The sequence below is a fragment of the Paraperibacillus marinus genome (assembly GCF_046237605.1).
Classification (GTDB): Bacteria; Bacillota; Bacilli; order Bacillales; family DSM-1321; genus Paraperibacillus; species Paraperibacillus marinus.
In genome coordinates, this window is sequence record NZ_CP143542.1 from 2,911,506 (window position 1) to 2,934,692 (window position 23,187).

The 23,187-nt window shown below is 49.1% G+C and carries 18 protein-coding genes; 1 reads left to right on the top strand and 17 read right to left on the bottom strand.

Annotated elements, in window-relative coordinates; all coding sequences use genetic code 11:
- Positions 1-23: 23 nt before the first annotated feature.
- The 5 genes from rpoZ to V1498_RS14670 all read right to left on the bottom strand — a co-directional run bounded on the left by rpoZ (position 24) and on the right by V1498_RS14670 (position 4,861).
- Positions 24-239 (bottom strand): DNA-directed RNA polymerase subunit omega, encoded by a 216-nt coding sequence (gene rpoZ, locus V1498_RS14650; protein ID WP_409299306.1) that lies wholly within the window; start codon positions 237-239, stop codon positions 24-26.
- Between the two features lie 2 nt (positions 240-241).
- On the bottom strand, positions 242-856 hold the full coding sequence (gmk, locus tag V1498_RS14655; protein WP_409294431.1) for a guanylate kinase: 615 nt from the start codon (positions 854-856) through the stop codon (positions 242-244).
- Between the two features lie 9 nt (positions 857-865).
- Complete coding sequence (gene remA, locus V1498_RS14660) at positions 866-1,129, bottom strand: extracellular matrix/biofilm regulator RemA (RefSeq protein ID WP_409292169.1); 264 nt, start codon at positions 1,127-1,129, stop codon at positions 866-868.
- Between the two features lie 49 nt (positions 1,130-1,178).
- On the bottom strand, positions 1,179-2,054 hold the full coding sequence (locus V1498_RS14665; RefSeq protein WP_409294432.1) for a YicC/YloC family endoribonuclease: 876 nt from the start codon (positions 2,052-2,054) through the stop codon (positions 1,179-1,181).
- A gap of 128 nt (positions 2,055-2,182) precedes the next feature.
- Positions 2,183-4,861, bottom strand: a complete 2,679-nt coding sequence (locus V1498_RS14670) for a cation-translocating P-type ATPase (protein ID WP_409294433.1) — start codon at positions 4,859-4,861, stop codon at positions 2,183-2,185.
- Between the two features lie 551 nt (positions 4,862-5,412).
- On the opposite strand from V1498_RS14670, the gene V1498_RS14675 reads away from it, so the two are divergent.
- Entirely contained in the window at positions 5,413-7,131 is a 1,719-nt protein-coding gene (locus V1498_RS14675) for an NFACT family protein (protein WP_409294434.1), read from the top strand.
- 432 nt (positions 7,132-7,563) lie between these two features.
- Here the strand turns inward: V1498_RS14675 and pyrE are convergent, their stop codons facing one another.
- The 12 genes from pyrE to ileS form a co-directional block, all read right to left on the bottom strand.
- A complete protein-coding gene (gene pyrE / locus V1498_RS14680) occupies positions 7,564-8,196 on the bottom strand; it encodes an orotate phosphoribosyltransferase (RefSeq protein ID WP_409294435.1) in 633 nt (210 codons plus the stop codon).
- On the bottom strand, positions 8,177-8,908 hold the full coding sequence (gene pyrF, locus V1498_RS14685) for an orotidine-5'-phosphate decarboxylase (protein WP_409294436.1): 732 nt from the start codon (positions 8,906-8,908) through the stop codon (positions 8,177-8,179). The genes pyrE and pyrF overlap by 20 nt, the downstream gene beginning before the upstream one ends.
- Positions 8,880-9,821, bottom strand: coding sequence for a dihydroorotate dehydrogenase (locus tag V1498_RS14690; protein WP_409294437.1), 942 nt, complete (start codon positions 9,819-9,821; stop codon positions 8,880-8,882). Before V1498_RS14690 ends, pyrF begins: the two co-directional genes overlap by 29 nt.
- Complete coding sequence (locus tag V1498_RS14695) at positions 9,818-10,594, bottom strand: dihydroorotate dehydrogenase electron transfer subunit (RefSeq protein WP_409294438.1); 777 nt, start codon at positions 10,592-10,594, stop codon at positions 9,818-9,820. The genes V1498_RS14690 and V1498_RS14695 overlap by 4 nt, the downstream gene beginning before the upstream one ends.
- Positions 10,591-13,803 (bottom strand): carbamoyl-phosphate synthase large subunit, encoded by a 3,213-nt coding sequence (gene carB, locus V1498_RS14700; protein ID WP_409294439.1) that lies wholly within the window; start codon positions 13,801-13,803, stop codon positions 10,591-10,593. Before carB ends, V1498_RS14695 begins: the two co-directional genes overlap by 4 nt.
- Positions 13,796-14,890 (bottom strand): carbamoyl phosphate synthase small subunit, encoded by a 1,095-nt coding sequence (locus V1498_RS14705; protein WP_409294440.1) that lies wholly within the window; start codon positions 14,888-14,890, stop codon positions 13,796-13,798. Before V1498_RS14705 ends, carB begins: the two co-directional genes overlap by 8 nt.
- Positions 14,887-16,182, bottom strand: coding sequence for a dihydroorotase (locus V1498_RS14710; RefSeq protein WP_409294441.1), 1,296 nt, complete (start codon positions 16,180-16,182; stop codon positions 14,887-14,889). Before V1498_RS14710 ends, V1498_RS14705 begins: the two co-directional genes overlap by 4 nt.
- A 185-nt stretch (positions 16,183-16,367) precedes the next feature.
- Complete coding sequence (locus tag V1498_RS14715) at positions 16,368-17,678, bottom strand: solute carrier family 23 protein (RefSeq protein ID WP_409294442.1); 1,311 nt, start codon at positions 17,676-17,678, stop codon at positions 16,368-16,370.
- A gap of 159 nt (positions 17,679-17,837) precedes the next feature.
- Positions 17,838-18,377, bottom strand: coding sequence for a bifunctional pyr operon transcriptional regulator/uracil phosphoribosyltransferase PyrR (gene pyrR / locus V1498_RS14720; RefSeq protein ID WP_409294443.1), 540 nt, complete (start codon positions 18,375-18,377; stop codon positions 17,838-17,840).
- Between the two features lie 224 nt (positions 18,378-18,601).
- On the bottom strand, positions 18,602-19,510 hold the full coding sequence (locus V1498_RS14725; protein WP_409294444.1) for an RluA family pseudouridine synthase: 909 nt from the start codon (positions 19,508-19,510) through the stop codon (positions 18,602-18,604).
- Complete coding sequence (gene lspA, locus V1498_RS14730; RefSeq protein WP_409294445.1) at positions 19,503-19,973, bottom strand: signal peptidase II; 471 nt, start codon at positions 19,971-19,973, stop codon at positions 19,503-19,505. The genes V1498_RS14725 and lspA overlap by 8 nt, the downstream gene beginning before the upstream one ends.
- 406 nt (positions 19,974-20,379) lie before the next feature.
- Positions 20,380-23,145 carry an isoleucine--tRNA ligase gene (gene ileS, locus V1498_RS14735; protein WP_409294446.1) on the bottom strand — a complete coding sequence of 922 codons (2,766 nt, stop codon included), beginning with the start codon at positions 23,143-23,145 and terminating at the stop codon, positions 20,380-20,382.
- Between the last annotated feature and the right edge of the window lie 42 nt (positions 23,146-23,187).

Sequence of the window (23,187 nt, forward strand, 5' to 3'; positions counted from 1 at the left end):
AAATAACCTGCAGAAGCAGGTTATCAAAGGTTGGAATCCTTGTGCTCGTTTTTGTAGCTTAAAATGCCTGCATGGATTTCTTCCAGCGCTTTTCCGACATTTTTATGCGAAACCGGCTTCGGCAGCTGTGTGGTTTCGTTGCTTTCCTGAAGCTGTCTTGCCCGCTTCGCTGCTACAGATACCAATGAATATTTGGAATCAATTTTATTTAATAATGAATCGATTGAAGGATATAGCATGTTCATTCACTCTCCAGCATAGTTTTGTATCTGCGTGAAACCCGCTCTCTGCGGCAGTGTTCAGCAACCACGATTGCATTGATCCGTTCGCAGGCATTCTCTACTTTATCATTTTCCACTACATAATCATATAAGTCCATCATTTCAATCTCAGCCTTGGCGGCATTCATCCTTCTGGAAATCAATTCCTCAGATTCAGTCCCTCTTGTGGTGATCCTGTTCTGAAGCTCGGTAAGGCTTGGAGGCGCAAGGAAAATGAAGAGACCGTCAGGAAACTTTTCACGCACCTGTCTTGCACCCTGCACTTCGATTTCAAGGAAAACATCCTTGCCGTCCTCCAGGGTCTGCCTGACATAATCCACTGGTGTCCCATAATAATTGCCGACAAATTCAGCATATTCCAGGAGCTTCCCCTGCTCAATCAATTCCTCGAATTCGTCCCTTGATTTAAAGAAGTAATCGACTCCGTCTATTTCGCCTTCGCGCGGCTTTCTCGTTGTCATGGATATGGAATATTCAAAAGCAGTATCCGGCCTGCAGAAGATTTCCTTCCTTACAGTCCCCTTGCCTACTCCCGATGGTCCCGATAAAACAATTAGCAAACCCTTTTCTTTCAATTTAAGTACCTACCCTTCATCTACATTATCATCTCGGTCGTGCAACCTGGCTGCAACGGTTTCCGGCTGGACAGCTGACAGGATTACATGATCAGAATCGGTTATGATCACGGCTCTTGTCCTCCTGCCATACGTTGCATCTATTAAAGAACCCTTGTCACGCGATTCCTGGATTATCCGTTTGATCGGAGCAGATTCAGGGCTGACGATTGAAACAATCTTATTCGCGGAAACAATATTTCCAAACCCAATGTTTATCAGCTTGATAGACACCAGCGCTCCCCCATTCTATTTTGACCGTTCATCTATCTATATAAACTTACTATTCGATATTTTGAACTTGTTCCTTAATTTTTTCAAGAAGGCTTTTTATCTCGACAATAACAGCGGCCGCCTGGGAATTGTTAGCCTTCGATCCTATTGTATTGGCCTCCCGGTTCATTTCCTGGACAAGGAAATCGAGCTTTCTCCCTATCGGCTCTGATTGGGATAAAGTGTTCTCAAACTGTGCGGCATGGCTTTTCAGGCGGATGAGCTCTTCATTGATATCAGCCTTTTCTGCGAAAATAGCGGTCTCTGTGATCAAGCGGGATTCATCCACCAGACCGCCGGTATATTCAGCTATTCTATCATAAAGGCGTTTCCGATAGTTCTCATGCACAGCAGGAGCCATTAATTCAACCTTTCCAACGGCAGCGGTAATCTGGTGAAGATTCCCGAGCATATCCCGGCCAAGTTCAGCACCTTCGAGCTGCCTCATCTGAAGCAGGCTTGAAGCCGCCTCCCTGACGGCGGAAAGAACCTTTTTCTGCAATTCTTCACCAGATTCCACCTCCTCGACGACCCTGAAGATATGATCCAGCTTCAGCAGGTCACCGGGAGCGGCCTCTGTACCGAGGTTATACTTTTCCTTCACCTGGCTCATCGCCTGGACAAATTCATCGAGAAGCTTCCAGTCCACCTCAAGGCGCCGCTCCGCTGAATGGCCTCCTTCTATGGTAATGTACACTTCTATTCTCCCGCGTTTTATGTATTCGCTTATCTGCTTCTTGATCTTGTCTTCAAGAAAAAGGAACTGCCGCGGCATCCTGATCTGGAATTCAGCAAAACGGTGGTTGACCGTCTTTATTTCGGCAAGGATCGAGATACCTTCCCCGCCGCCAGTCCCTCTGCCGTAACCAGTCATGCTTATGACCAAATGAAATCACCCCGCTGCCTGCTGAATTTGTTATCTATGTTTTAACATCTAAAAAGTAAAATTATGTATCCCATAATAAATAAAAAGGTAATAGAGCCGTCTCTACTACCCAAGAATTATATCATACATCATTTTGTTTTTCTTGCTAAAAATGTACCCGCTAGTAAAAAAGTTGGAATTGCAGCCATCCCGACAATCAACAGCCACTCATTCATCCTGATTGGCACGGTATGGAAAATCGGCTGCAGCGGCTTATAGTAAATCACGACAAGCATGAGGAGCAGTGAGGAAATCACCGAAGCAACCAGATACCAGTTGCCGAACGGATTCCTGGCGAAGATTGATTTTTCGCTCCTGCAGTCAAACACATGAATCAGCTGGGCGAGCACAAGGGTAGCAAAAGCGACCGTCTGCGCATACACCAGATTTCCGGGGTCAGCCTTGTACACCACCATAAAGGCCGCAAGTGTGACAGATCCTATTAAAAACCCCCTGGATACGATCTTCCAGCCAAGTCCCCTTGAAAATACCCCTTCACTCGGGAGTCTTGGTTTTCTCTGCATAACATTTTCTTCCGGCTGATCAAGTCCCAGAGCCATTGCAGGCAGTCCATCCGTAACCAGGTTCACCCATAGGATCTGCACCGGAATCAGCGGCAGTGGAAGGCCAAGGAGCATGGCGAAGAACATGACAAGAATCTCCCCTACATTCGAAGCCAGCAGATAGCGGATGAATTTCCTGATGTTTTCATAAATATTACGCCCTTCCTTAATAGCAGACTTTATGGTGGCAAAATTATCATCAAGGAGCACAAGCGCCGAAGCTTCTTTTGCCACGTCTGTCCCGGTAATTCCCATCGCTATCCCGATATCCGCAGATTTGATAGCCGGTGCATCATTCACACCATCTCCTGTCATGGCGACCACATGCCCCTTTTTCTGGAGCGCCTTGACGATTTTCAGCTTATGTTCAGGAGAAACCCTGGCATAAACCGATACCTTATCCACCACAGCCTCCAGCTCTTCCACGTCCATGGCTGACAATGCATTTCCATCAAGGACCAGGTCGCCGGCTGAGCGTATGCCAAGCTGCGATGCGATGGCCTTTGCGGTCATCACATGATCACCCGTAATCATGACGGTCTTGATTCCCGCTTCCCTGCACTCCCTGACTGCTTCCTTCACTTCTGGACGCGGCGGGTCCATCATCCCCTGAAGGCCGATCATGACCAGGTCCTTTTCCGCCTCAGACTCATCCAAAATGACCGAATTGGTAGAAAGCTGTCTGAAGCCGATCGCAATGGTTCTAAGCGCCTGTCCCGCGAGTCCTTCAACCGCTTCCTTGACTTTCCCGCTGAACTCTCCTGTGAGGCGGTGCTGCTTCTCTGACCAGAGAATGGATTCGCATTTACTGATGAGAACATCCGGGGCACCCTTTGCCACAACAAAGGTCCTTCCGTTTTCATCCTTTACAATCATGCTCATCATCTTTCTTGAAGAATCAAAAGGAAATTCCTTCACGATAGTAAACTGTGCTTTCAGCTTTTCACGGGTATAGCCTGCTTTCATAGCTGCCACAAGCAGCGCCCCTTCAGTCGGGTCCCCGTCCAGGATATAACCCGCATCCCCCTGTTTGATTTCCGCGTGGTTGCAGATCATCCCAAACGACAGCAGCTGCTGGATTGATTTTTCCTTGGATACGTCCTCCTCCCGGTCCCCGCACAGAAACTTTCCCTTCGGCTCATAGCCTGTTCCCGTTACAGTCCAGGTCCTGCCGCCCGTCCAAAGATGGGTAACTGTCATTTTATTCTGGGTCATGGTCCCTGTCTTATCCGAGCAAATGACTGATGCACAGCCTAAGGTTTCAACGGCAGGCAGTTTCCTGACGATTGCCCGCTGCTTGATCATCCGCTGAACCCCAAGCGACAGGGCTACGGTGACAATAGCCGGGAGGCCTTCAGGAATGGCAGCCACCGCGAGGGACACACCTGCCAGAAACATGGTGTACATTTCCTGTCCCTGGATAACACCAATCACCACCACAAGCAGTGTCAGCAGCAGGGCAGAGGTAATTAAAATCCGGCCAAGCTGCTCAAGCCTCCGCTGAAGCGGGGTTTCCATCGTTTCGGCCGATTGCAGCAGGTCTGCGATTTTCCCCATCGCTGTATCCATCCCGATCGCGATGATGGCTCCAGTCCCGCTCCCCCTTGTCACCATCGTCCCCATGAAGGCAAAATTCTCCTGATCGCCTATCTGGTCAGAAGCCTGGTGGATAGGGTCACATCTTTTGGCCGCAGGAACGGATTCCCCCGTCAGGGCCGACTCCTCGATTTCCAGGCCGGCAGCCTCCAGAATACGGAGATCGGCACCAATGCGGTCACCGCTTGAAAACTTGATGATATCCCCGACAACCAGCTCCCTGGAAGGAACCTTCCGCCACTCCCCTTCCCGCTTGACCACTACCTGGGGAGCAGCGAGGCTTTTTAATGCCTGCAGCGACTTTTCCGCCCTTCTCTCCTGGTAAAAGCCGAGAATCCCATTCACGATGACAATCGCGATGATGGCAATGGCATCTATATACTCACCCAGAAGCCCGGAAATCAGGGTGGCGGCAAGCAGAACAAGCACCATAAAATCCTTGAACTGAGCAAAAAACAGTAATAGGGCAGACTGCTTCTCCCCCTCCTGAAGCTCATTGAAGCCCTTCACCCTCTGCCGCTCCAAAGCCTCATTATCCGTCAGCCCATGCTCCAAACTTGTCCGAAGAGCAGCTTCAACCTCTTCTCTATCCATCTCCCGGAACTTCATCCAGCATCTCACTTCCCCCTCATACTTGTCCTCTCTTCCTCAAGCATATTCAATTCAAATTGAATACATGACTATAAAAGCAGAGGATGGTCATTGGATGGGTTTGGCGGGTATTTTTAACTTTAGCGAGTATAGTGCGCTGGCAGTTTATATTAAAGGAGGTGGGGTATCCGGTTCCGCAAGTATTTTTCATTTCCCGCAAGTAAAATCCCCGCTTCCGCAAGTAAAACACAAAAACCAACGGATCGGGCAACCCTAAGTCGGCTCTGCCACTTCAACCGCGGCCCCATCCCTGCATAATGGCAATATTTCAAATGCTTTCGAGACAAAAACGGCTGGAACTTTGCAGCACCGCTAATAATGCGTAATTGGCTGATGATGAAAGATTAGCATTCAAACCACATCAAAAATATGTTGAAAAACCAGTCCCAAAACAAGCTATCATCCCCACATTTAGGTTAAAATATAATTTTAGAGGAATTTTATCCGGAACATCGTCCTGGAACGGATATTAGATAGATATTATGTTTTTTAGTAAAGGGTGTTTACAAATGTCTTTCGATGGATTATTTACTAAAGCGATCAGCGAGGAAATTGTATCGCAGGTCAAAGGAGGCCGGATTAATAAAATCCATCAGCCTTCAAGGAATGAAATTATCATGATTGTAAGGGCAGGCGGGAAGAACCATAAAATCCTGTTATCAGCCCATCCAAGCTATGCCAGGGTTCAGCTGACGGGCGAGAGCTATGAGAACCCTTCTGAGCCGCCTATGTTCTGCATGCTTTTGAGAAAGCATCTGGAAGGCTTCATCCTGGAAGACCTTTACCAGGTCGGGACCGACCGGATCCTGGTGTTTGAGGTGAAGGGGAGAAATGAAATCGGTGATATTTCACAGAAGAAATTGATCGTGGAAATCATGGGCCGGCACAGCAATATTATCTTAGTCGACAAGGACCGGAATATGATCCTCGACAGCATCAAGCATGTCGGGATGGCGGTAAACAGCTACCGGACCATCCTGCCTGGCAGCGAATATATAGCACCGCCGGAACAGGATAAAATGAATCCTTTAACTGCCTCTGATGAGGATGTCCTGAAAAGGATCAATTTCAATGAAGGAAAACTGGACAAGCAGCTTCTGCAGGCCTTCAGCGGCATTTCGCCTCTATTTGCAAGGGAGGCGGTCTTCCAGGCAGGCCTCGCAAACCGCACCACTCTGCCAAAGGCATTCACAGATCTTGCGGCAAGGGTGAAAAACAGGGAGTATGAGCCGGTTTTTATCACCTCAGAGGGAAAGGAATTCTTTTACTTCCTGCCGCTTGAACATATCAAGGGGAGCCGCCAGACCTTCGGAAGCCTGTCAGACCTTCTCGACCGCTTCTATTTCAGCAAGGCTGAACGGGACCAGGTGAAGCAGCAGGCCCACGACCTGGAACGCTTTATAGCAAATGAAAAAAAGAAAAACGAAAAAAAGATCATCAAGCTTGAAGCATCCCTGACCGACAGCGAAAAAGCGAAGGACTTCCAGCTGTACGGGGAATTGATAACCGCAAATCTTTATGCAATGGAAAAGGGCATGAAGGAGATCGAAGTGATTAATTATTATGATGAAGAAGGCGGTACAGTCACAATTGAACTGGATCCGCAGAAAACTCCTTCTGAAAATGCCCAGAAATACTATTCAAAATATCAAAAGGCCAGAAATTCCGTTGCCTTTATAAAAGAGCAGATTGAGATTGCCCGGGATGAAATCTCTTATTTTGACAGTCTGCTTCAGCAGCTCGATTTTGCCTCACCAAAGGATATTGCAGAGATCCGGGAGGAACTGCAGGAAGGCGACTATTTGAAGGCCAGGGCAAAAAAGGGGTCGAAGAACAAGGCCAATCAAAAGCCGCAGCTTGAAAGATATCTTTCGTCCGATGGAGATGAGATATTTGTCGGCAAAAATAATAAGCAGAACGATTATTTAACCAATAAGTTCTCCCGCCGCGATGATATCTGGCTGCATACCAAGGATATCCCAGGGTCGCATGTGGTAATCAGAAACACAGCTCCATCTGAAGAGACGCTTCTGGAGGCTGCTTCCCTTGCCGCCTATTTCAGCAAAGCCAAGGCATCAGGCTCTGTCCCGGTTGATTATACGGCAGTCCGCCATGTGAAAAAACCAAACGGCTCTAAGCCCGGTTTTGTCATCTACGATAATCAGCAGACACTCTTTGTCACTCCTGATGCCGATAAAGTCATTGCCCTGAGGGGACAATCCCGCTGACCAGCACAAAACATTAACATGCAGACCCGTCAAAGCAATCAGGGTCTGCTTTCTTTAAAGCAATTTTCACTGTCTATCCGCGCATGCGCTTCAAATTGGCATTTTTTCTTAGTCTGTACCCTCAATGCTCCAGTTGCGGCCTGATAAATCTCTGCATCCTTCCCTTTATTTTTGTCCATAGCATCCCTCGAAGATAAACCTTCCTTCACTATTTAAAAAAGATTCCTTTCCGTCATTCCTTTAAAGGCTGGATAGCGCATTTTTGCATATACCACTTCCTTGCCCTTGATTTCTTTATGGCAAAAGGAACACTTTGGTTTCTCACCAAACAATTTAACCACCTCTAACATATGAATCATCAGATGGTTATTCTTTATACAAAAAGGACGTGTGTCCGCAAACACACGCCATTTCCGTTTATATCACATTGTATCAGGCGTTGACCCATGCCCCATCCTCAGGGTTCTTCCTCCACTCGGACAGCCTGGCGACATCTGCTTCGGCAATCACTTCCTTCTTGCGGGCCACTTCAATCAAGGCAGAGTAAGTGCTGAGCGAGACAGCCTGGATGTTTGCTTCTTCAAGCTGTTTCCTCCCTTTCTCCAGCTCGTAATTAAAGATCGCTGCGGCTCCCAGAACTTCGCATCCTGCCTCGCGCAGTGCTTTGACTGCTGTAATGACGCTTCCGCCGGTTGAAATGAGATCCTCGATGACTACTACTTTTTGGCCCATTGCAGCTTTGCCTTCTATCTGCTTCCCTTTTCCATGTTCCTTCGCTTTCGATCTTACATAGCACATTGGAAGATCCAGCACATCGCTGACCCAGGCAGCATGCGGGATGCCTGCAGTGGCTGTTCCAGCGATGATTTCGGCATCCGGGAATTTCTCTTTGATCAGACCTGCCAGTCCCCTGGCTATTTCACGCCTGACTTCCGGGTAGGAAAGGGTCAGGCGGTTGTCACAGTAAATGGGTGATTTGATGCCGGATGACCATGTAAATGGATCGTTTGGCTGTAAATAGACAGCCTGAATGTCCAGCAGTTTTTCAGCGATTTGATGTTTCATATTTCGTTCCCTCCCATGCAGCCTTGACCGCTTTATATGCTTCAAATGGATTGTCTGCCTGTGTGATGGCCCTGCCCACAACAATGGCATTTGTACCGGTCAGTCTCGCTTCTTCCGGTGTCGCCACCCTTTTTTGATCATGGGACGGGCCGCCGGGCATGCGGATTCCCGGTGTGACTGTCAGGAATGAATCACCGAGCAGCCGGTGGATTTTTCCTGCTTCATGCGGGGAACAAACCACACCATCCAAGCCTGCCCTATGTGCCAGGGCAGCATAATGCTGCACGGATTCATTCAGGCTCACTGCAATGAGCTGCTCGGACTGCATTAGAACTTCTGACGTGCTTGTCAGCTGTGTCACCGCAATGCAAATCGGCCTTGTCCTGCCCGCCGCTGTACCCGCAACAAGTCCTTCCAATGCATGCTCCATCATGCTGCTGCCTCCTGCGGCATGGACATTGACCATATCCACCTCAAGAGCAGCCAGGCCCTTCATGGCCCCCTTAACGGTATTCGGAATATCATGGAGCTTGATGTCCAGGAAAATCTGGTGTCCGCGGCTTTTAATATCATCTAATATTCTGGGGCCGTTCTGGTAATAAAGCTCCATCCCCACCTTCACAAACAGCTTTTCAGCCCCGAATCCACCGAGGAAGGAGTCGATTTTTTCCCTACTAGGAAAATCAAGCGCGATGACCGGCAAAAATTGCATCCTCTTTCCAGCTCCTTCCCCTGCAATCTGAAATATGTTCTATTCCCAGGCGGTCCATAAGGATTGGGAGTTCTTCAATGATTTTTGGACATATAAATGGATCAGTGAAATTCGCCGTCCCTATTGCAACCGCACTTGCTCCTGCATAAAAATATTCGATAACATCCTCAGCCTGGAATATCCCGCCCATTCCGATGATAGGAATGGAGACTGCCTGGGACACTTCATGAATCATCCTGATGGCCACCGGTTTGATCGCAGGGCCGGAGAGGCCGCCTGATTTATTGGCAAGAACGGGTTTCCCGGTTTTCAAATCGATCCTCATACCGAGGAGGGTGTTGATCATGGTCAGACCGTCAGCGCCTGCTTCTTCCACGGCTTTTGCCATTTCCACTATATTGGACACATTAGGAGAAAGCTTCACATAAACAGGAACCTCTGAAACCTCTTTTACTTTCTTGGTAAGGTTTCCTGCAACATCAGGCACCGTGCCAAAGGCAATCCCCCCTTCTTTTACATTCGGGCAGGAAATATTAAGCTCCAGTGCATGGACATTCGGGGCTTTTGATATCTGCTTTGCGACTGCCACATAATCTTCTTCAGCAGATCCTGCTACATTGGCAATAACCGGTACGTCGAATTGCTGGAGCCATGGCAGTTCTTCCGTACATATGCGTTCCACTCCCGGATTCTGCAGTCCGATGGCATTCAGCATCCCCGCAGAGGTTTCCGCCACCCGGGGGGTGGGATTGCCGAATCTAGCATCCAGAGTTGCCGCTTTGATCATGATGGCTCCAAGCTGATTCAAATCATATAGTCCGCTGAATTCACGGCCAAATCCGAAGCATCCGGAAGCTGGCATGACCGGATTTTTCAATTTCAAACCAGGCAGTTCAACACTTAACCGGTTCATAGCACAACCTCCCCTGACCGGAACACCGGTCCGTCACTGCACACTTTTTTATAGGAAACACCTTCCGGATCATCTGCTGTATGGCAGACACAGGCAAAACATGCGCCAATGCCGCAGCCCATTCTTTCTTCAAGGGAGAGATACAGTCTTTTGTGGCCGAATTGACGTTCCAGTGCTTTTAGCATGGGTGTCGGGCCGCATGAAAAGATGATGTCTGTCTGATCTTCAAGACCTTTTAAAACATCTGTAACCAGCCCTTTGATTCCATACGTCCCATCATCCGTGGTAATGAACGTTTCACCAAGCCTGCTGAATTCGTCTTCATAAAATACAGCATCCTTGGTGGCAAATCCTAAAACATGGATGACTCTTACTCCTTTTGATTTCAGTCTCCTTGAGAGCTCATACAGCGGCGGGACCCCGATGCCTCCCCCCACAAGAACAGCCGTCTCACCAGACACAGCCTCATCCGGAAAGCCATTGCCGAGAGGACCCAGCACATCCACTGTTTCCTGTTCCTGTTTCCTTGAAAGCAGCACGGTGCCGCTTCCTTCACTTCTGTATATCATGGTGAAACAGCTGTTTTCCCTATCAATCGAGGAAATGCTGATGGGCCTGCGCAGGAGAGGCGTCATTCCATCGGATACCTTGATATGGACGAACTGCCCGGGCTTCTCCATGAAACCTGCCATTTTCCCTTGCAGCGTCAATTCATATATATTGCCTGCGATTTCCCGCTGCTTAACCACTTTAAGCTGTTCGTTCCTGATCATGTATAGCTCACCTCAAGCGCTTTTTCAGTGCCTTGCATAGCTTCCGCTGAGAAAGACATAGATTCTATGACTCTTAGGATTGCTCTCGCTGTGTCCAATGATGTGAGGCAGGCCACGCCATTTTCGACGGATTCCCTTCTGATTCTGAAACCGTCACGCAGCGGTTCTTTTCCTTTTGTCAGTGTGTTGATAACAAACTGCGCTTCGCCGCCGCGGATCACATCCAGCAGGGTCTGTCCGCTGCTTCCGATTTTTCCTGTCACACTTGCAGGGATGCCTGCTCCATTGAAGTATGCAGCTGTTCCCTCTGTCGCAAGGAGCTTGAATCCGAGGTTATGGAATCTTCGTGCCAGTGCCGCCGCTTCCTCTTTATCTTTTTCTGCGACAGTGAAGAGGACAGTCCCATGGTTTTGTATCTTTATACCTGAGGCAATCAGACCTTTATATAATGCCTTCTCGAGGGTGCAGTCCTTCCCCATAACTTCGCCTGTAGACTTCATTTCAGGCCCGAGTGTGATATCCACTCCCCTCAGTTTGGCAAAGGAGAATACCGGCACTTTCACAAAGACGCCTTCTTTTTCTTTTACCAGGCCGCTTCCATAGCCTAGGCTGTTCAGGCTTTCACCGAGGATGACCCTTGTTGCTATATTGGCCATCGGGATATTCGTGATCTTGCTGAGGAACGGTATGGTCCTGCTTGAACGGGGATTCACCTCAAGCACAAACACTTCATTATCAGCCACTACGTATTGGATATTCAAAAGGCCGATAATATTCAAACCTCTGGCAAGCCTTGCTGTATAATCTGCAATCTGCTTTTTGATGCCCGCGTCCAGACTTTGAGGCGGGTACACGGCTATGGAGTCTCCTGAATGCACACCGGCTCTTTCAATATGCTCCATGATTCCTGGAATCAGCACATCTCGTCCGTCAGATACCGCATCCACTTCAATTTCCTTTCCTGTCAGATACCGGTCGATCAGGACAGGATGCTCCGGATTAATATTGACCGCATGCTCCATATATTGAAGAAGTTCTTTTTCTTTATAAACGATTTCCATGGCCCGGCCGCCAAGGACATAAGAGGGGCGCACGAGTACCGGATAACCGATTTCTCCTGCGATCACTGCTGCCTCCCCGGCCGTGAATGCTGTCTTTCCTTTTGGCTGCGGAATATCCAGTTCATTCAATGCCTGCTCAAATTTATCCCGGTTTTCTGCGCGGTCCAAGTTCTCAAGCGAAGTTCCAAGGATCCGGACATTCCGCTCAGCAAGCCCTGCTGCCAGGTTGATGGCAGTCTGGCCGCCAAATTGGACGATAACACCTTCAGGCTTCTCGAGGTCAATGATACTCATAACATCCTCCAGGGTCAGCGGTTCAAAGTATAGTTTGTCAGAGATGCTGAAGTCCGTGGAGACCGTCTCAGGATTATTGTTTACAATGATTGCTTCATAGCCTGCCTGTTTGATTGCCCAGACAGAATGGACCGTCGCATAGTCGAATTCCACTCCCTGGCCGATCCGGATTGGACCGGAGCCAAGCACGAGCACGCTTTTGCGTTCGGATACTATGGATTCGTTTTCTTCCTCATATGTTCCATAAAAATACGGAGTTTCAGATTCAAACTCGGCTGCACATGTGTCTACCATTTTATATACAGGAATCAGGCCTGCTCCCTTGCGCCAATTGTAGACATCTTTCTCGGCCGCATCCCAGAGGCTTGCGATGGCGCAGTCTGAAAAGCCCATTCGCTTTGCTTTCCTTGCAGTTTCAGCATCAAATTTATGCATTCTCAGAGTACTCTCAAACTTTATGATATTCTCAAGCTTTCTAAGGAAGAAAAGATCGATTTTGCTCCAGCTGTGCAGCGTTTCGACCGCCACTCCTCTTCTGAGTGCTTCAGCGATGAAGAAAATCCTTTCATCCCCTGCCTTGCGGATCCTTTTTTCAATCAGGGCGCTGTCCATCCCTGAGGCACCTTTCAGTTCCAGATGATGCTGGCCAGTCTCAAGGGACCTCACTGCCTTAAGGATGGATTCTTCAAAGGTCCTGCCTATCGCCATTACTTCACCCGTTGCCTTCATCTGGGTGCCGAGACGGCGGTTTGCTGATTCAAATTTATCGAACGGCCATCTCGGAATCTTCGTAACAACGTAATCCAGCGCAGGTTCAAAGCTTGCGTAGCTCTTGCCGGTAACTGGATTCAGCATTTCATCCAGTGTCAATCCGACAGAAATCTTAGCCGCAAGCTTGGCAATTGGATAGCCGGTTGCCTTTGAGGCAAGCGCTGAAGACCGGCTTACACGCGGGTTGACCTCGATCACGAAGTAATCAAAGCTGTCAGGATCTAGGGCAAGCTGTACATTGCAGCCGCCTTCTATTTTTAAGGCACGGATGATTTTCAGGGAAGTATTGCGGAGCATCTGATATTCCCGGTCACTCAGTGTCTGGCTTGGTGCTGCTACTATGGAATCACCTGTATGGACTCCGACGGGATCGAAGTTCTCCATATTGCAGACTACGATGGCATTGTCATTCGAGTCACGCATCACTTCATACTCTATTTCTTTGAAGCCGGCGATGCTCTTTTCAATGAGGCATTGACCAACTGGGCTATGCTTCAGGCCGCCCGCCACAATTTCATTCAGCTCCTCAGCGTCGGAACAGATTCCGCCGCCGGTTCCACCAAGCGTAAAAGCCGGACGGACGATAATCGGGAATCCGATTCTGTCTACAAAGGCGTGCGCTTCTTCCAGTGTGTGGATGATGTCGCTGTCCGGTACAGGCTCACCCAGTTCATTCATAAGTGTCCTGAATAAGTCCCGGTCTTCAGCCTGCTCGATTGCAGCAAGCTTCGTTCCAAGAATCTCTACGCCGCATTCTGCCAGGACCCCGGATTTATGCAGCTCCACGGCAAGGTTGAGGCCAGTCTGTCCGCCGAGCGTCGGCAGCAGGGCATCCGGCCTTTCCTTCCTGATAATGCCGCTCACAAACTCAAGTGTCAGGGGTTCTATATACACCGCATCGGCAATTTCTGTATCGGTCATTATGGTGGCTGGATTGGAGTTGATCAGAATCACTCTGTAGCCCTCTTCTTTCAGGGCAATGCAGGCCTGTGTTCCGGCATAATCAAACTCTGCAGCCTGTCCGATGATGATCGGCCCAGACCCGATTACAAGGATGCTGTTGATGTCTGTACGTTTAGGCATAAACTTTTTCCCCTTCCTCTTTCGCAGCTTCTATCATTGAAATAAACTGGTCGAACAGACCGCCCGCATCCTCTGGTCCGGGCGATGCCTCCGGGTGGTACTGTACCGTAAAAGCGGAATGCCGCTTGTGTTTCAAGCCCTCCACTGTCCCATCATTGACCGCTGTGTGCGTAATTTCTAGTTCCGTTGACCGGATGGATTCAGGATCCACTGTATATCCGTGATTCTGGGATGTGATGGCAACCCGTCCTGTTGCCAGGTCCTTGACTGGATGATTGGATCCTCTGTGTCCAAATTTCATCTTTTCTGTATCAGCTCCATTTGCCAGGGCAAACAGCTGATGGCCGAGACATATGCCAAAAAGCGGCACTCGCCCCTGGACGCCCCTTATCATCGAGAGTGCCTCTGGTACGTCCTTTGGATCCCCAGGTCCGTTCGTCAGCATGATTCCATCCGGCCTCAAGGATAAAATTTCAGCAGCCGTCACATTATAGGGAACCACCACAACATCACAATCACGCTTATTGAGCTCCCTGAGAATGCCATGCTTCATCCCAAAGTCGACTACGATGACCCTGCAGCTTCTTCCCGGACTTGGATAGGGAGACTTGGTGGATACCCGTTTAACCTGGTCTGATGGAAGGACGGACGCCCGCAGTCCGGCAAGCACCGCTTCTTCATCCTTATCTGCCCCACAGAAGGTTCCTTTGAGCGTTCCAGACTTCCGGATGATCCGGGTCAGCTTGCGGGTATCAATTCCTGAGATTCCCGGAATATTTTTCATCTTAAAGAATTCATCCAGGCTCATCTGGCTTCTCCAGTTGGAGGGAAAGTCAGCGGCTTCCTTGACTATGAATCCATGAATCGCCGGATTGATTGATTCGAAGTCGTCGCGGTTGATTCCATAGTTTCCAACCAGCGGATAGGTGAGGGTGACAATTTGGCCGCAGTAAGATGGATCTGAAAGAATTTCCTGATATCCCGTCATCCCTGTATTGAAGACAATTTCACCTGTTGTTTCGGCTTCTGCCCCGAAAGCATCTCCAATGAATATAGTTCCATCCTCTAATATCAGCTTTCTTTTCATGCCCTGACACTTCCTTCTGTTTTATTTTCCCAGACAATACGGCCTTCCACGAGGGTGATCACCGGCCATCCAGAGCATCTCCACTCCTTAAATGGCGTGTTCTTCCCTTTTGATAAAAAATCATCCGGATTGATTTCCTGTTCTGTTTCTAAATCGATCAGTACGATATCGGCCGCAGCCCCCGCCTTCAGCTCACCATATGGAAGTCCGAAGCTTTCTGCCGGTTTGACTGTCAGGAAATCCACGAGCTGCTTCAGGGAAAGCTCCCCATATTTTACGAAGTGCGTATAAAGGAGCGGGAACGCTGTCTCCAGTCCCACTATGCCAAAGGGAGCCAATTCCATTCCTTCGGCTTTCTCTGCTTCTGTGTGGGGTGCATGGTCGGTGGCGATAAAGTCTATCGTCCCGTCCAGGAGACCCTCGATCAGGGCCTGCTGATCTGCTTTGCTGCGGAGCGGCGGGTTCATTTTAAAATTGGCGTCAAGTCCTGGTATATCTTCCTCGCACAGCAGGAGATGATGCGGAGTCACCTCGGCAGTCACCCGGATCCCTGCCCTTTTCGCATCTCTCACGACCCTCACGGACTCCTTGGTGCTGATATGGCATACATGATAATGGCAGCCGGCAGCCTCAGCGAGCAGCACATCGCGTGCAATATGTACAGATTCACACACGGAAGGAATTCCCTTCAGATTATTTTCATTTGAGAAAGCTCCTTCATGTACAGAACCTTTATTTATTAACGTGTTTTCTTCACAGTGAGCTACAATCGGCATGTTTTCCTCTGCAGCAAGCTTCATGGCTTGAAGCATCATGGCAGCCGACTGGACCCCGACTCCGTCGTCGGTAAAGGCAAATGCCCCTGCTTCTTTTAATTCTCTGAAACTGGTAAGCTCACTGCCAAGCTCCCGTACTGTTATGGAAGCGTATGGGAGCACCCTTACATGAGCCGTTTCTTCAATCCGCCTCATCAGCCATTCCATCTGTTCCTTTGAATCGGGAACAGGCCTCGTATTCGGCATGGCCGCGACTGTCGTAAACCCGCCTCTTGCCGCAGCCAGGGTCCCTGTCTCAATTGTTTCCTTCTTTTCACCGCCGGGCTCCCGGAGGTGCACATGCAGATCTACCAAGCCGGGCGCTGCCAGCAGCCCGCTGCCATCAATCATTTCACAGCCCGATTTCTCAAGGTTTTTGCCGATCGCTGCTATTCTGCCATCCTCTATCAAAATGTCGGCCGTTTCCTTATTTCCCGATTCATCAAGTATAAATGCGCCTTTTATGATTGCTGCCATACTGCATCAGCCTCCTGTTTTAAATTTTTTTATAAAAAAACACCCTGGCAATCCTATCCCAGGGTGTGAAAACATAAGGGTTCCCTGCTGCCTCCCTCCATTTTTTTCGGAAAAAGGCCTGCATGGCGACCGTTCATGTTTTACACCCTTATAAGCCTCTCTGGACTTCTTTTAAAAGGTGTATCTTATTTAGAATCAGCTTCCGGAACCGCCTCCGCTTCAGGCCGGCCGGGAAGAATCAGGTTGAGCAGCACTCCGACGATGGCTGCAAGCGCCATTCCTGATAAAGAAACTTCATCTGAAAGTTTAACGAATGCTCCGCCGATCCCGATGACCAGGATGACAGAAGCGATGATTAAATTGCGCTTATTTTCAAAGTCGACTCTATGATCGATGAGCATCCGGAGTCCGCTTGAGGCGATAATTCCGAATAACAGGATGGAAATGCCGCCCATTACAGCCTGCGGGATGGAGTGCAGGACAGCTGACACCTTGCCGATGAAGCCGAATGCCACTGCCAGGACTGCCGCCCCGCCGATGACAAACACGCTGAATGCCCTTGTTATCGCCAGCACCCCGATGTTCTCGCCATAAGAGGTGATCGGCGGTCCGCCGATGAATGAACCGATGATGATCCCCACTCCGTCACCTGTAATCGAGCGGTGAAGACCCGGCTTTTTCAGGAAGTCACGGCCGACAACATTGCTGAGCACCATCTGGTGCCCAATATGCTCTGACAAAGTCACAAGCGCTACAGGCGCCATAATGAAGATAACCTGCCAGGAAAACACAGGCGTATATGTGGCGAAAGGAATCAGGAACTCAGGAGCCTCAAACCAGCCGGCATCTGCTATTGGGCCATAGTCCACAATACCGGCAACACTTGCTGCAATGTAACCCGTAATGATGCCGAGAAGGATTGGAATCACTCCGATGAATCCCCGGCCAAACATATTGAAAATGATTGTGGCAGCAAGAGTGATCAGCGCCACTGCCAGGTGTTTTGAGCTGTAGATCAGTTCAGGTGCAGGCGCACCGGGATTTTCATACATCGCCATCCCGACGGCAGTGCCTGCCAGCGAAAGGCCGATGACCATAATGACAGGTCCGACAACGATTGGCGGAAGTATCCTCATGAGCCAGTTCATACCTGCCTTCTTGATGATGAGTGCGACAATACCATAAATCAGGCCGGCTGCGAAACAGCCAAGCATGGCGGATTCAGGGCCGCCCAGCGTCTTGGCAGCGGCTATTGGAGATATGAAGGCGAAGGAAGAACCAAGATAAGCAGGAATCTGCCCTCTTGTCACCAGCAGGTAGGCTAGTGTGGCCAGCCCGCTTGATATCAGGGCTACTGCCGGACTCAGTCCGACCAGGAAGGGCACAAGGACCGTTGCCCCGAACATCGCAAATAAATGCTGAAGGCTGAGCGTGATCCATTGTCCCGGCGATGGGACTTCGTGTACATCTAAAACTGCGTTTCTTTTGTTTTCCATTGTTGTTTCCCCCTATAAAAAAACCTCTTTTTCATTGAAAGAGGTCTAATAAGGCGGATCACAAGCATGCATAGCAGAGCATTTCCCCTGCAAATTAATACCTGCCGGATCCATCCTTGTCAGCCTCGCGGAACTGCACTTAAAGGTTGGTATTCTCTTTTATTCCTGTATGGTCACCCCGTCGAGGCCGTCTACTTCGGCCAATTTCACCGAAATCTTTTCAGCCTGGGATGTGGGAACATTTTTCCCCACAAAGTCAGCCCGTATCGGCAGCTCGCGGTGACCCCTGTCAATCAGAACGGCAAGCTGTATCTGAGACGGCCTGCCAATGTCTATCAATGCATCAAGGGCTGCCCTGACCGTTCTGCCGGTAAACAGAACATCATCTACCAGCACAACTTTCCGGCCGGAGATTTCGAGGGGCAGATTCGAGCCCTTCACTAACGGCTCTCCGTTTTCGCTCTTAGTGGTAAGATCATCCCGGTAAAGGGTGATATCGATATCACCGACAGCGATTTCCCTGCCTTCGATCTGCTGTATACGTTCGGCAAGCCTTTTGGCAATATAGATTCCCCTCGTGCGGATGCCAACTAACACACAATCTTCAATTCCCTTGTTCTTTTCTATGATTTCATGGGCTATCCTGGTCAGGGCACGGCGTATCGCCTGCTCATCAAGGACGGTCGCTTTTTCCTTCAAGTGAATCACCTGCTCTTTTTAAAATTACCCTCCTGAGAAGAATGCCGGCTTTGTAATGGCAGTGCGCCAGCATAAAAAAATCCTCCAGCCGCAAGGGGGCAGAAGGATTCCGTCTGAAGGCATGCCTGGTGGCGGCATGCTGTCCGTTTCCTTCTCAGCCTCACGGGACTGTGTTAAAGGTTCTTATAATGTTAGCCTTATACTAATACTAAATAGTTCGGCTGTCAATCATTTTGTCGAAGTTTGTTGAGCAGGTCATCGAACTCGGCCGGAGCAGGAGCCGAGAACTCCAGATACTCCTTCGTCCTCGGATGAATAAAACCGAGCACTTCGGCGTGCAGGGCCTGTCCGCCGATATCCAGTGTCTTTCTCGGGCCGTACTTAGGGTCACCTGCAAGCGGATAGCCGATATATTTCATATGAACCCTGATCTGGTGGGTTCTTCCCGTCTCAAGCTGACATTCAACAAGGGTAAAGTCCTTGAATCGTTCAATCACATTGAAATGAGTGACAGCATGCTTGGAATTCTCATCCGTCACTGTCATGCTCTGCCGGTCCTTCTTATCCCTGCCGATGGGTGCGTCGATCGTCCCGTGATCATGGGGAATCACGCCATGGACAATGGCTTTATATCTTCTAGTTACGGTCTTGTCAACCAGCTGCTGGACCAGGCTTTCATGGGCCATGTCATTTTTGGCAACCATAAGCAGGCCGGATGTGTCCTTATCGATCCTGTGGACAATCCCCGGCCTCATGACACCGTTGATTCCCGACAGATCTGTGCAATGTGCCATCAGGCCATTCACAAGTGTACCCGATACATGCCCGGGAGCCGGGTGGACTACCATTCCTTTTGGCTTATTGACAACCAGCACATCGCCATCTTCATAATAAATGTCAAGATCCATTGGTTCAGCCTCTGCATCGAGCTCCTGCACTTCCGGTATGACGACCTCTACTTTGTCCCCGATGCTGCATTTATAATTGGTCTTGACGGGCTTTCCGTTCACAAGAACATGCCCTTCTTTAATCCAGCCCTGCGCCTGGGTTCTTGACCAGTCCTCATTCATGGTGGAGATGACTTTATCAATTCTTTCATTCTTCTGTTCTTCCTGGATGGTTATACTATGCATTCTCTTTCTCCTTCGCTGCTTTCTCTTCTATCAGCATATAAATAATCAGCATGATCACTCCTATGCAAAGGGCAGAATCTGCTATATTGAACACGGGGAAGCTATAGTCCACTATGTATACATGGATAAAGTCCACAACTTCCTTGCGCCATATACGGTCAATAAAATTTCCGACTGCACCGCCAAGCATCAATCCCAAGGAAACGCCAAGAAGCACATTGTTTTTGGCATGCTTCACTATATAATAAATGAGTCCGGCCACTACGACTAACGTAATAATATAAAAGAACCACATCTGTCCCTGCAGGACTCCCCAGGCTGCTCCTCTGTTTCTGTGGGAAGTTATATAAAAAAATTGGCTGATGACCTCTATACTTTCTCCCAATTCAAGGTTTTTAACGATAAGCCATTTTGTAAATTGATCCAGCGCAATTACGAACAACGCCACAATGAAATAGCCCAAACTTTTTCCCCCGCTTCTCTATGCTCTTTTTTCTGTACTTATGCATTTTAGCATATCAGCAAAACATAAAACAATCGCAGTCACGGAACGGGCAGTACCAGAAACATGATTTCACTCTCCTGGAAGCCCCGGATTACAGAATGTCCTTCTGTAAAATAGCTGCCGATCTTTGCCATGGTTACAATAAAACAACATGAGTTTTCTACTCACAACCCATGCATGGAAAAGAACATAGAGAAGAGCAGAAACTAACACAATAAGGCGGTGGAGCGGAGCAAGACACACCAATTATGCCAGGAAGATGCATGATGTCCGCACCCAGCTGCAGGAACTTTTTTAATCCATGCAGCTCGGGCCCTTTTCCACAGAAAAAAGCTCCCTGACATGCTGCCAGGGAGCTTCAGTATTATGCGCGATAATTTTCTTCTATAACCTCAGCACATCGGCTGCAAAGAGTCGGGTGATCAGCGACTGTGCCTACTTCCTCACTGACATTCCAGCAGCGTTCACATGTACCGCCTTCCGCTTTTTCCACAACAACAGCTGAGTTGTCGAACTTCAGTGCGTTTTCCGGAGCCTCTGCCAGGCCGCCTGCTACCTTGAAGGAAGATACGATGAACAGCTGATTGAAGTTCTCCTCGATGCTGTGAAGCAGGCTTTCTGCCTCGTCATTTACATACATGGAGACCTTTGCATTCAGGGACTTGCCGATGACCTTTTCATTCCTGGCCGATTCCAGTGCCTTTAGAACATCGTTACGCAGCTTCATGAATGCGTTCCACTTTTTCTCGATTGCCGCTGCATTCGGAAGCTCCTTCTCAAGGGGCATGTCTGTCAGCTGTACACTGTTCCCTTCTGCTTCCGGCACGTAAGCCCAAACTTCATCTGCCGTATGGGAAAGGATTGGCGACACAAGCTTGGCTAGGGCAGCCAGCGCTTCATAAAGGACTGTCTGGATGGCACGGCGATCTGCACTTTCCCTGGCTTCGCAATATAGGATGTCCTTTGCATAATCCAGATAGAAAGCACTTAAATCAAGCGTACAGAAATTGTTCACAGCATGGTAAATGCCGGCGAATTCATAGTTTTCATAGGATTGTTTGACTTGTTTGATCAATTTATTCAGCTTCACGAGCATGAACTGATCCACTTCCCGAAGGTTTTCGTATGAAACCGAATCCTTGGAAGGAGTGAAGTCCGCCAGGTTTCCAAGAAGGAATCTGAACGTATTGCGGATTTTCCTGTAGACTTCCGCCACCTGCTTTAGAATTGCATCGGAAACCCGGACATCTGACTGGTAATCGACAGAAACGACCCACAGCCTCAGGATATCAGCCCCAAGCTGGTTCATGACCTTGGCCGGAACCATGATGTTTCCGAGTGACTTACTCATCTTCCGCCCTTCGCCATCAAGGACAAATCCATGGCTTAAAACTCCCTTGTAAGGCGGCTTGCCTGTTACAGCGACCGAGGTGGAAAGGGAAGAGTTGAACCAGCCCCTGTATTGGTCCGATCCTTCAAGATACAGATCAGCAGGACGCTTCAGATCATCACGCTCTTCAAGTACAGCCTGATGCGAGGAACCGGAATCAAACCAGACATCCATGATATCTGTTTCTTTTGTAAATTTCCCGTTCGGGCTGCCAGGGTGTGTAAAGCCTTCTGGCAGAAGCTCTGCTGCTTCTTTTTCAAACCAGATGTTCGAGCCGTGCTCACGGAATAAGCTGGACACATGATCAATTGTCTGATCCGTGATGACCGGATCTCCGTTTTCAGCATAAAATACCGGGATTGGAACACCCCAGGCACGCTGGCGGGAAATACACCAGTCCCCGCGGTCGCGGACCATATTATACAGCCTCGTCTCTCCCCATGCCGGAACCCACTCAGTTTCTTCGATCCCTTTTAACAGATCGTCACGGAAATCCTTGATGGATGCGAACCATTGAGCCGTTGCCCGGAAGATGACCGGCTTTTTCGTTCTCCAGTCATGCGGGTAGGAATGGGTGAAGAAGTCAAGCTTCAACAGTGCTCCGGCTTCTTCTAGGGCCTGTGTGACCGGCTTATTGGCTTCATCATAAAACAAGCCCTCAAACCCTGGCGCTTCGCTTGTCATGACCCCTTTTTCATCCACAGGGCACAGCACTTCCAGATTGTATTTCTGGCCGACGATAAAATCATCCTCACCGTGGCCGGGGGCGGTATGGACGCATCCGGTACCGGCATCGACGGTGACATGTTCCCCAAGCATAACTAGTGAATCACGGTCGTATAAAGGATGAGAAGCGAGGATATGTTCGAGATCCGCACCCCTTACTTTCTTTTCAACAACAGGGCTTTCCCAGCCGACTGTCTCTGCAACAGATTCACGCAGCTCTTCTGCCACAACAAATTTCTTCCCATCCACAGCCACTACACTATATTCGAGGTCAGGGTGTACCGAAATTCCGAGATTTGCTGGAATGGTCCATGGTGTGGTCGTCCAGATGACAATCTCTGTGCCTTCTTCAAGGATTCCTCTCCCTTCCTTGACTGGAAAGCCAACATAAATGGAAGCGGAGCGCTTGTCATAATATTCGATTTCAGCTTCGGCAAGTGCAGATTCACTTGATGGAGACCAATAGACAGGCTTTTTGCCTTTATAGATATATCCTTTTTTTGCCATCTCACCAAAGACTTTGATCTGCTGGGCTTCATATTCTGGCTTAAGGGTGATATAAGGATTTTCCCAGTCTCCCCTGACGCCCAGACGCTTGAATTGCTGACGCTGGCTGTCGATCTGTTCATAGGCATATTCCTCACAAAGCCTGCGGAATTCTGCGACTGTCATTTGTTTTCTCTTTACGCCTTTTTTAGTCAAGGCTGTCTCGATTGGAAGGCCATGCGTATCCCAGCCAGGAACATAAGGGGCATTAAAACCTGACATGGATTTATAGCGGACAATGACATCCTTCAAGATCTTATTGAGGGCATGCCCCATATGGATGTCTCCGTTCGCATAGGGAGGTCCATCATGCAGAACATACATCGGCCTGTCCTTTGTGCGTTCCTGCACCTGCTTATATATGTCCTGTTCCTTCCATCGCGCCTGAATTTCAGGTTCCCGGTTTGGAAGATTTCCCCTCATTGGAAAATCGGTTTTTGGCATCAAGAGTGTATCTTTATACTCCATTACTGTTTCCTCCATTTCAAACTGCATGCATAATGCCGCGAA

Excerpts from the sequence above, each read along its gene's own strand:
- rpoZ (WP_409299306.1), bottom strand. The coding sequence starts at position 239 with ATGCTATATCCTTCAATCGATTCATTATTAAATAAAATTGATTCCAAA.
- V1498_RS14670 (WP_409294433.1), bottom strand. The coding sequence starts at position 4,861 with ATGAAGTTCCGGGAGATGGATAGAGAAGAGGTTGAAGCTGCTCTTCGG.
- V1498_RS14675 (WP_409294434.1), top strand. The coding sequence starts at position 5,413 with ATGTCTTTCGATGGATTATTTACTAAAGCGATCAGCGAGGAAATTGTA.
- pyrE (WP_409294435.1), bottom strand. The coding sequence starts at position 8,196 with ATGAAACATCAAATCGCTGAAAAACTGCTGGACATTCAGGCTGTCTAT.
- pyrF (WP_409294436.1), bottom strand. The coding sequence starts at position 8,908 with ATGCAATTTTTGCCGGTCATCGCGCTTGATTTTCCTAGTAGGGAAAAA.
- V1498_RS14690 (WP_409294437.1), bottom strand. The coding sequence starts at position 9,821 with ATGAACCGGTTAAGTGTTGAACTGCCTGGTTTGAAATTGAAAAATCCG.
- V1498_RS14695 (WP_409294438.1), bottom strand. The coding sequence starts at position 10,594 with ATGATCAGGAACGAACAGCTTAAAGTGGTTAAGCAGCGGGAAATCGCA.
- carB (WP_409294439.1), bottom strand. The coding sequence starts at position 13,803 with ATGCCTAAACGTACAGACATCAACAGCATCCTTGTAATCGGGTCTGGG.
- V1498_RS14705 (WP_409294440.1), bottom strand. The coding sequence starts at position 14,890 with ATGAAAAGAAAGCTGATATTAGAGGATGGAACTATATTCATTGGAGAT.
- V1498_RS14710 (WP_409294441.1), bottom strand. The coding sequence starts at position 16,182 with ATGGCAGCAATCATAAAAGGCGCATTTATACTTGATGAATCGGGAAAT.
- V1498_RS14715 (WP_409294442.1), bottom strand. The coding sequence starts at position 17,678 with ATGGAAAACAAAAGAAACGCAGTTTTAGATGTACACGAAGTCCCATCG.
- V1498_RS14725 (WP_409294444.1), bottom strand. The coding sequence starts at position 19,510 with ATGCATAGTATAACCATCCAGGAAGAACAGAAGAATGAAAGAATTGAT.
- ileS (WP_409294446.1), bottom strand. The coding sequence starts at position 23,145 with ATGGAGTATAAAGATACACTCTTGATGCCAAAAACCGATTTTCCAATG.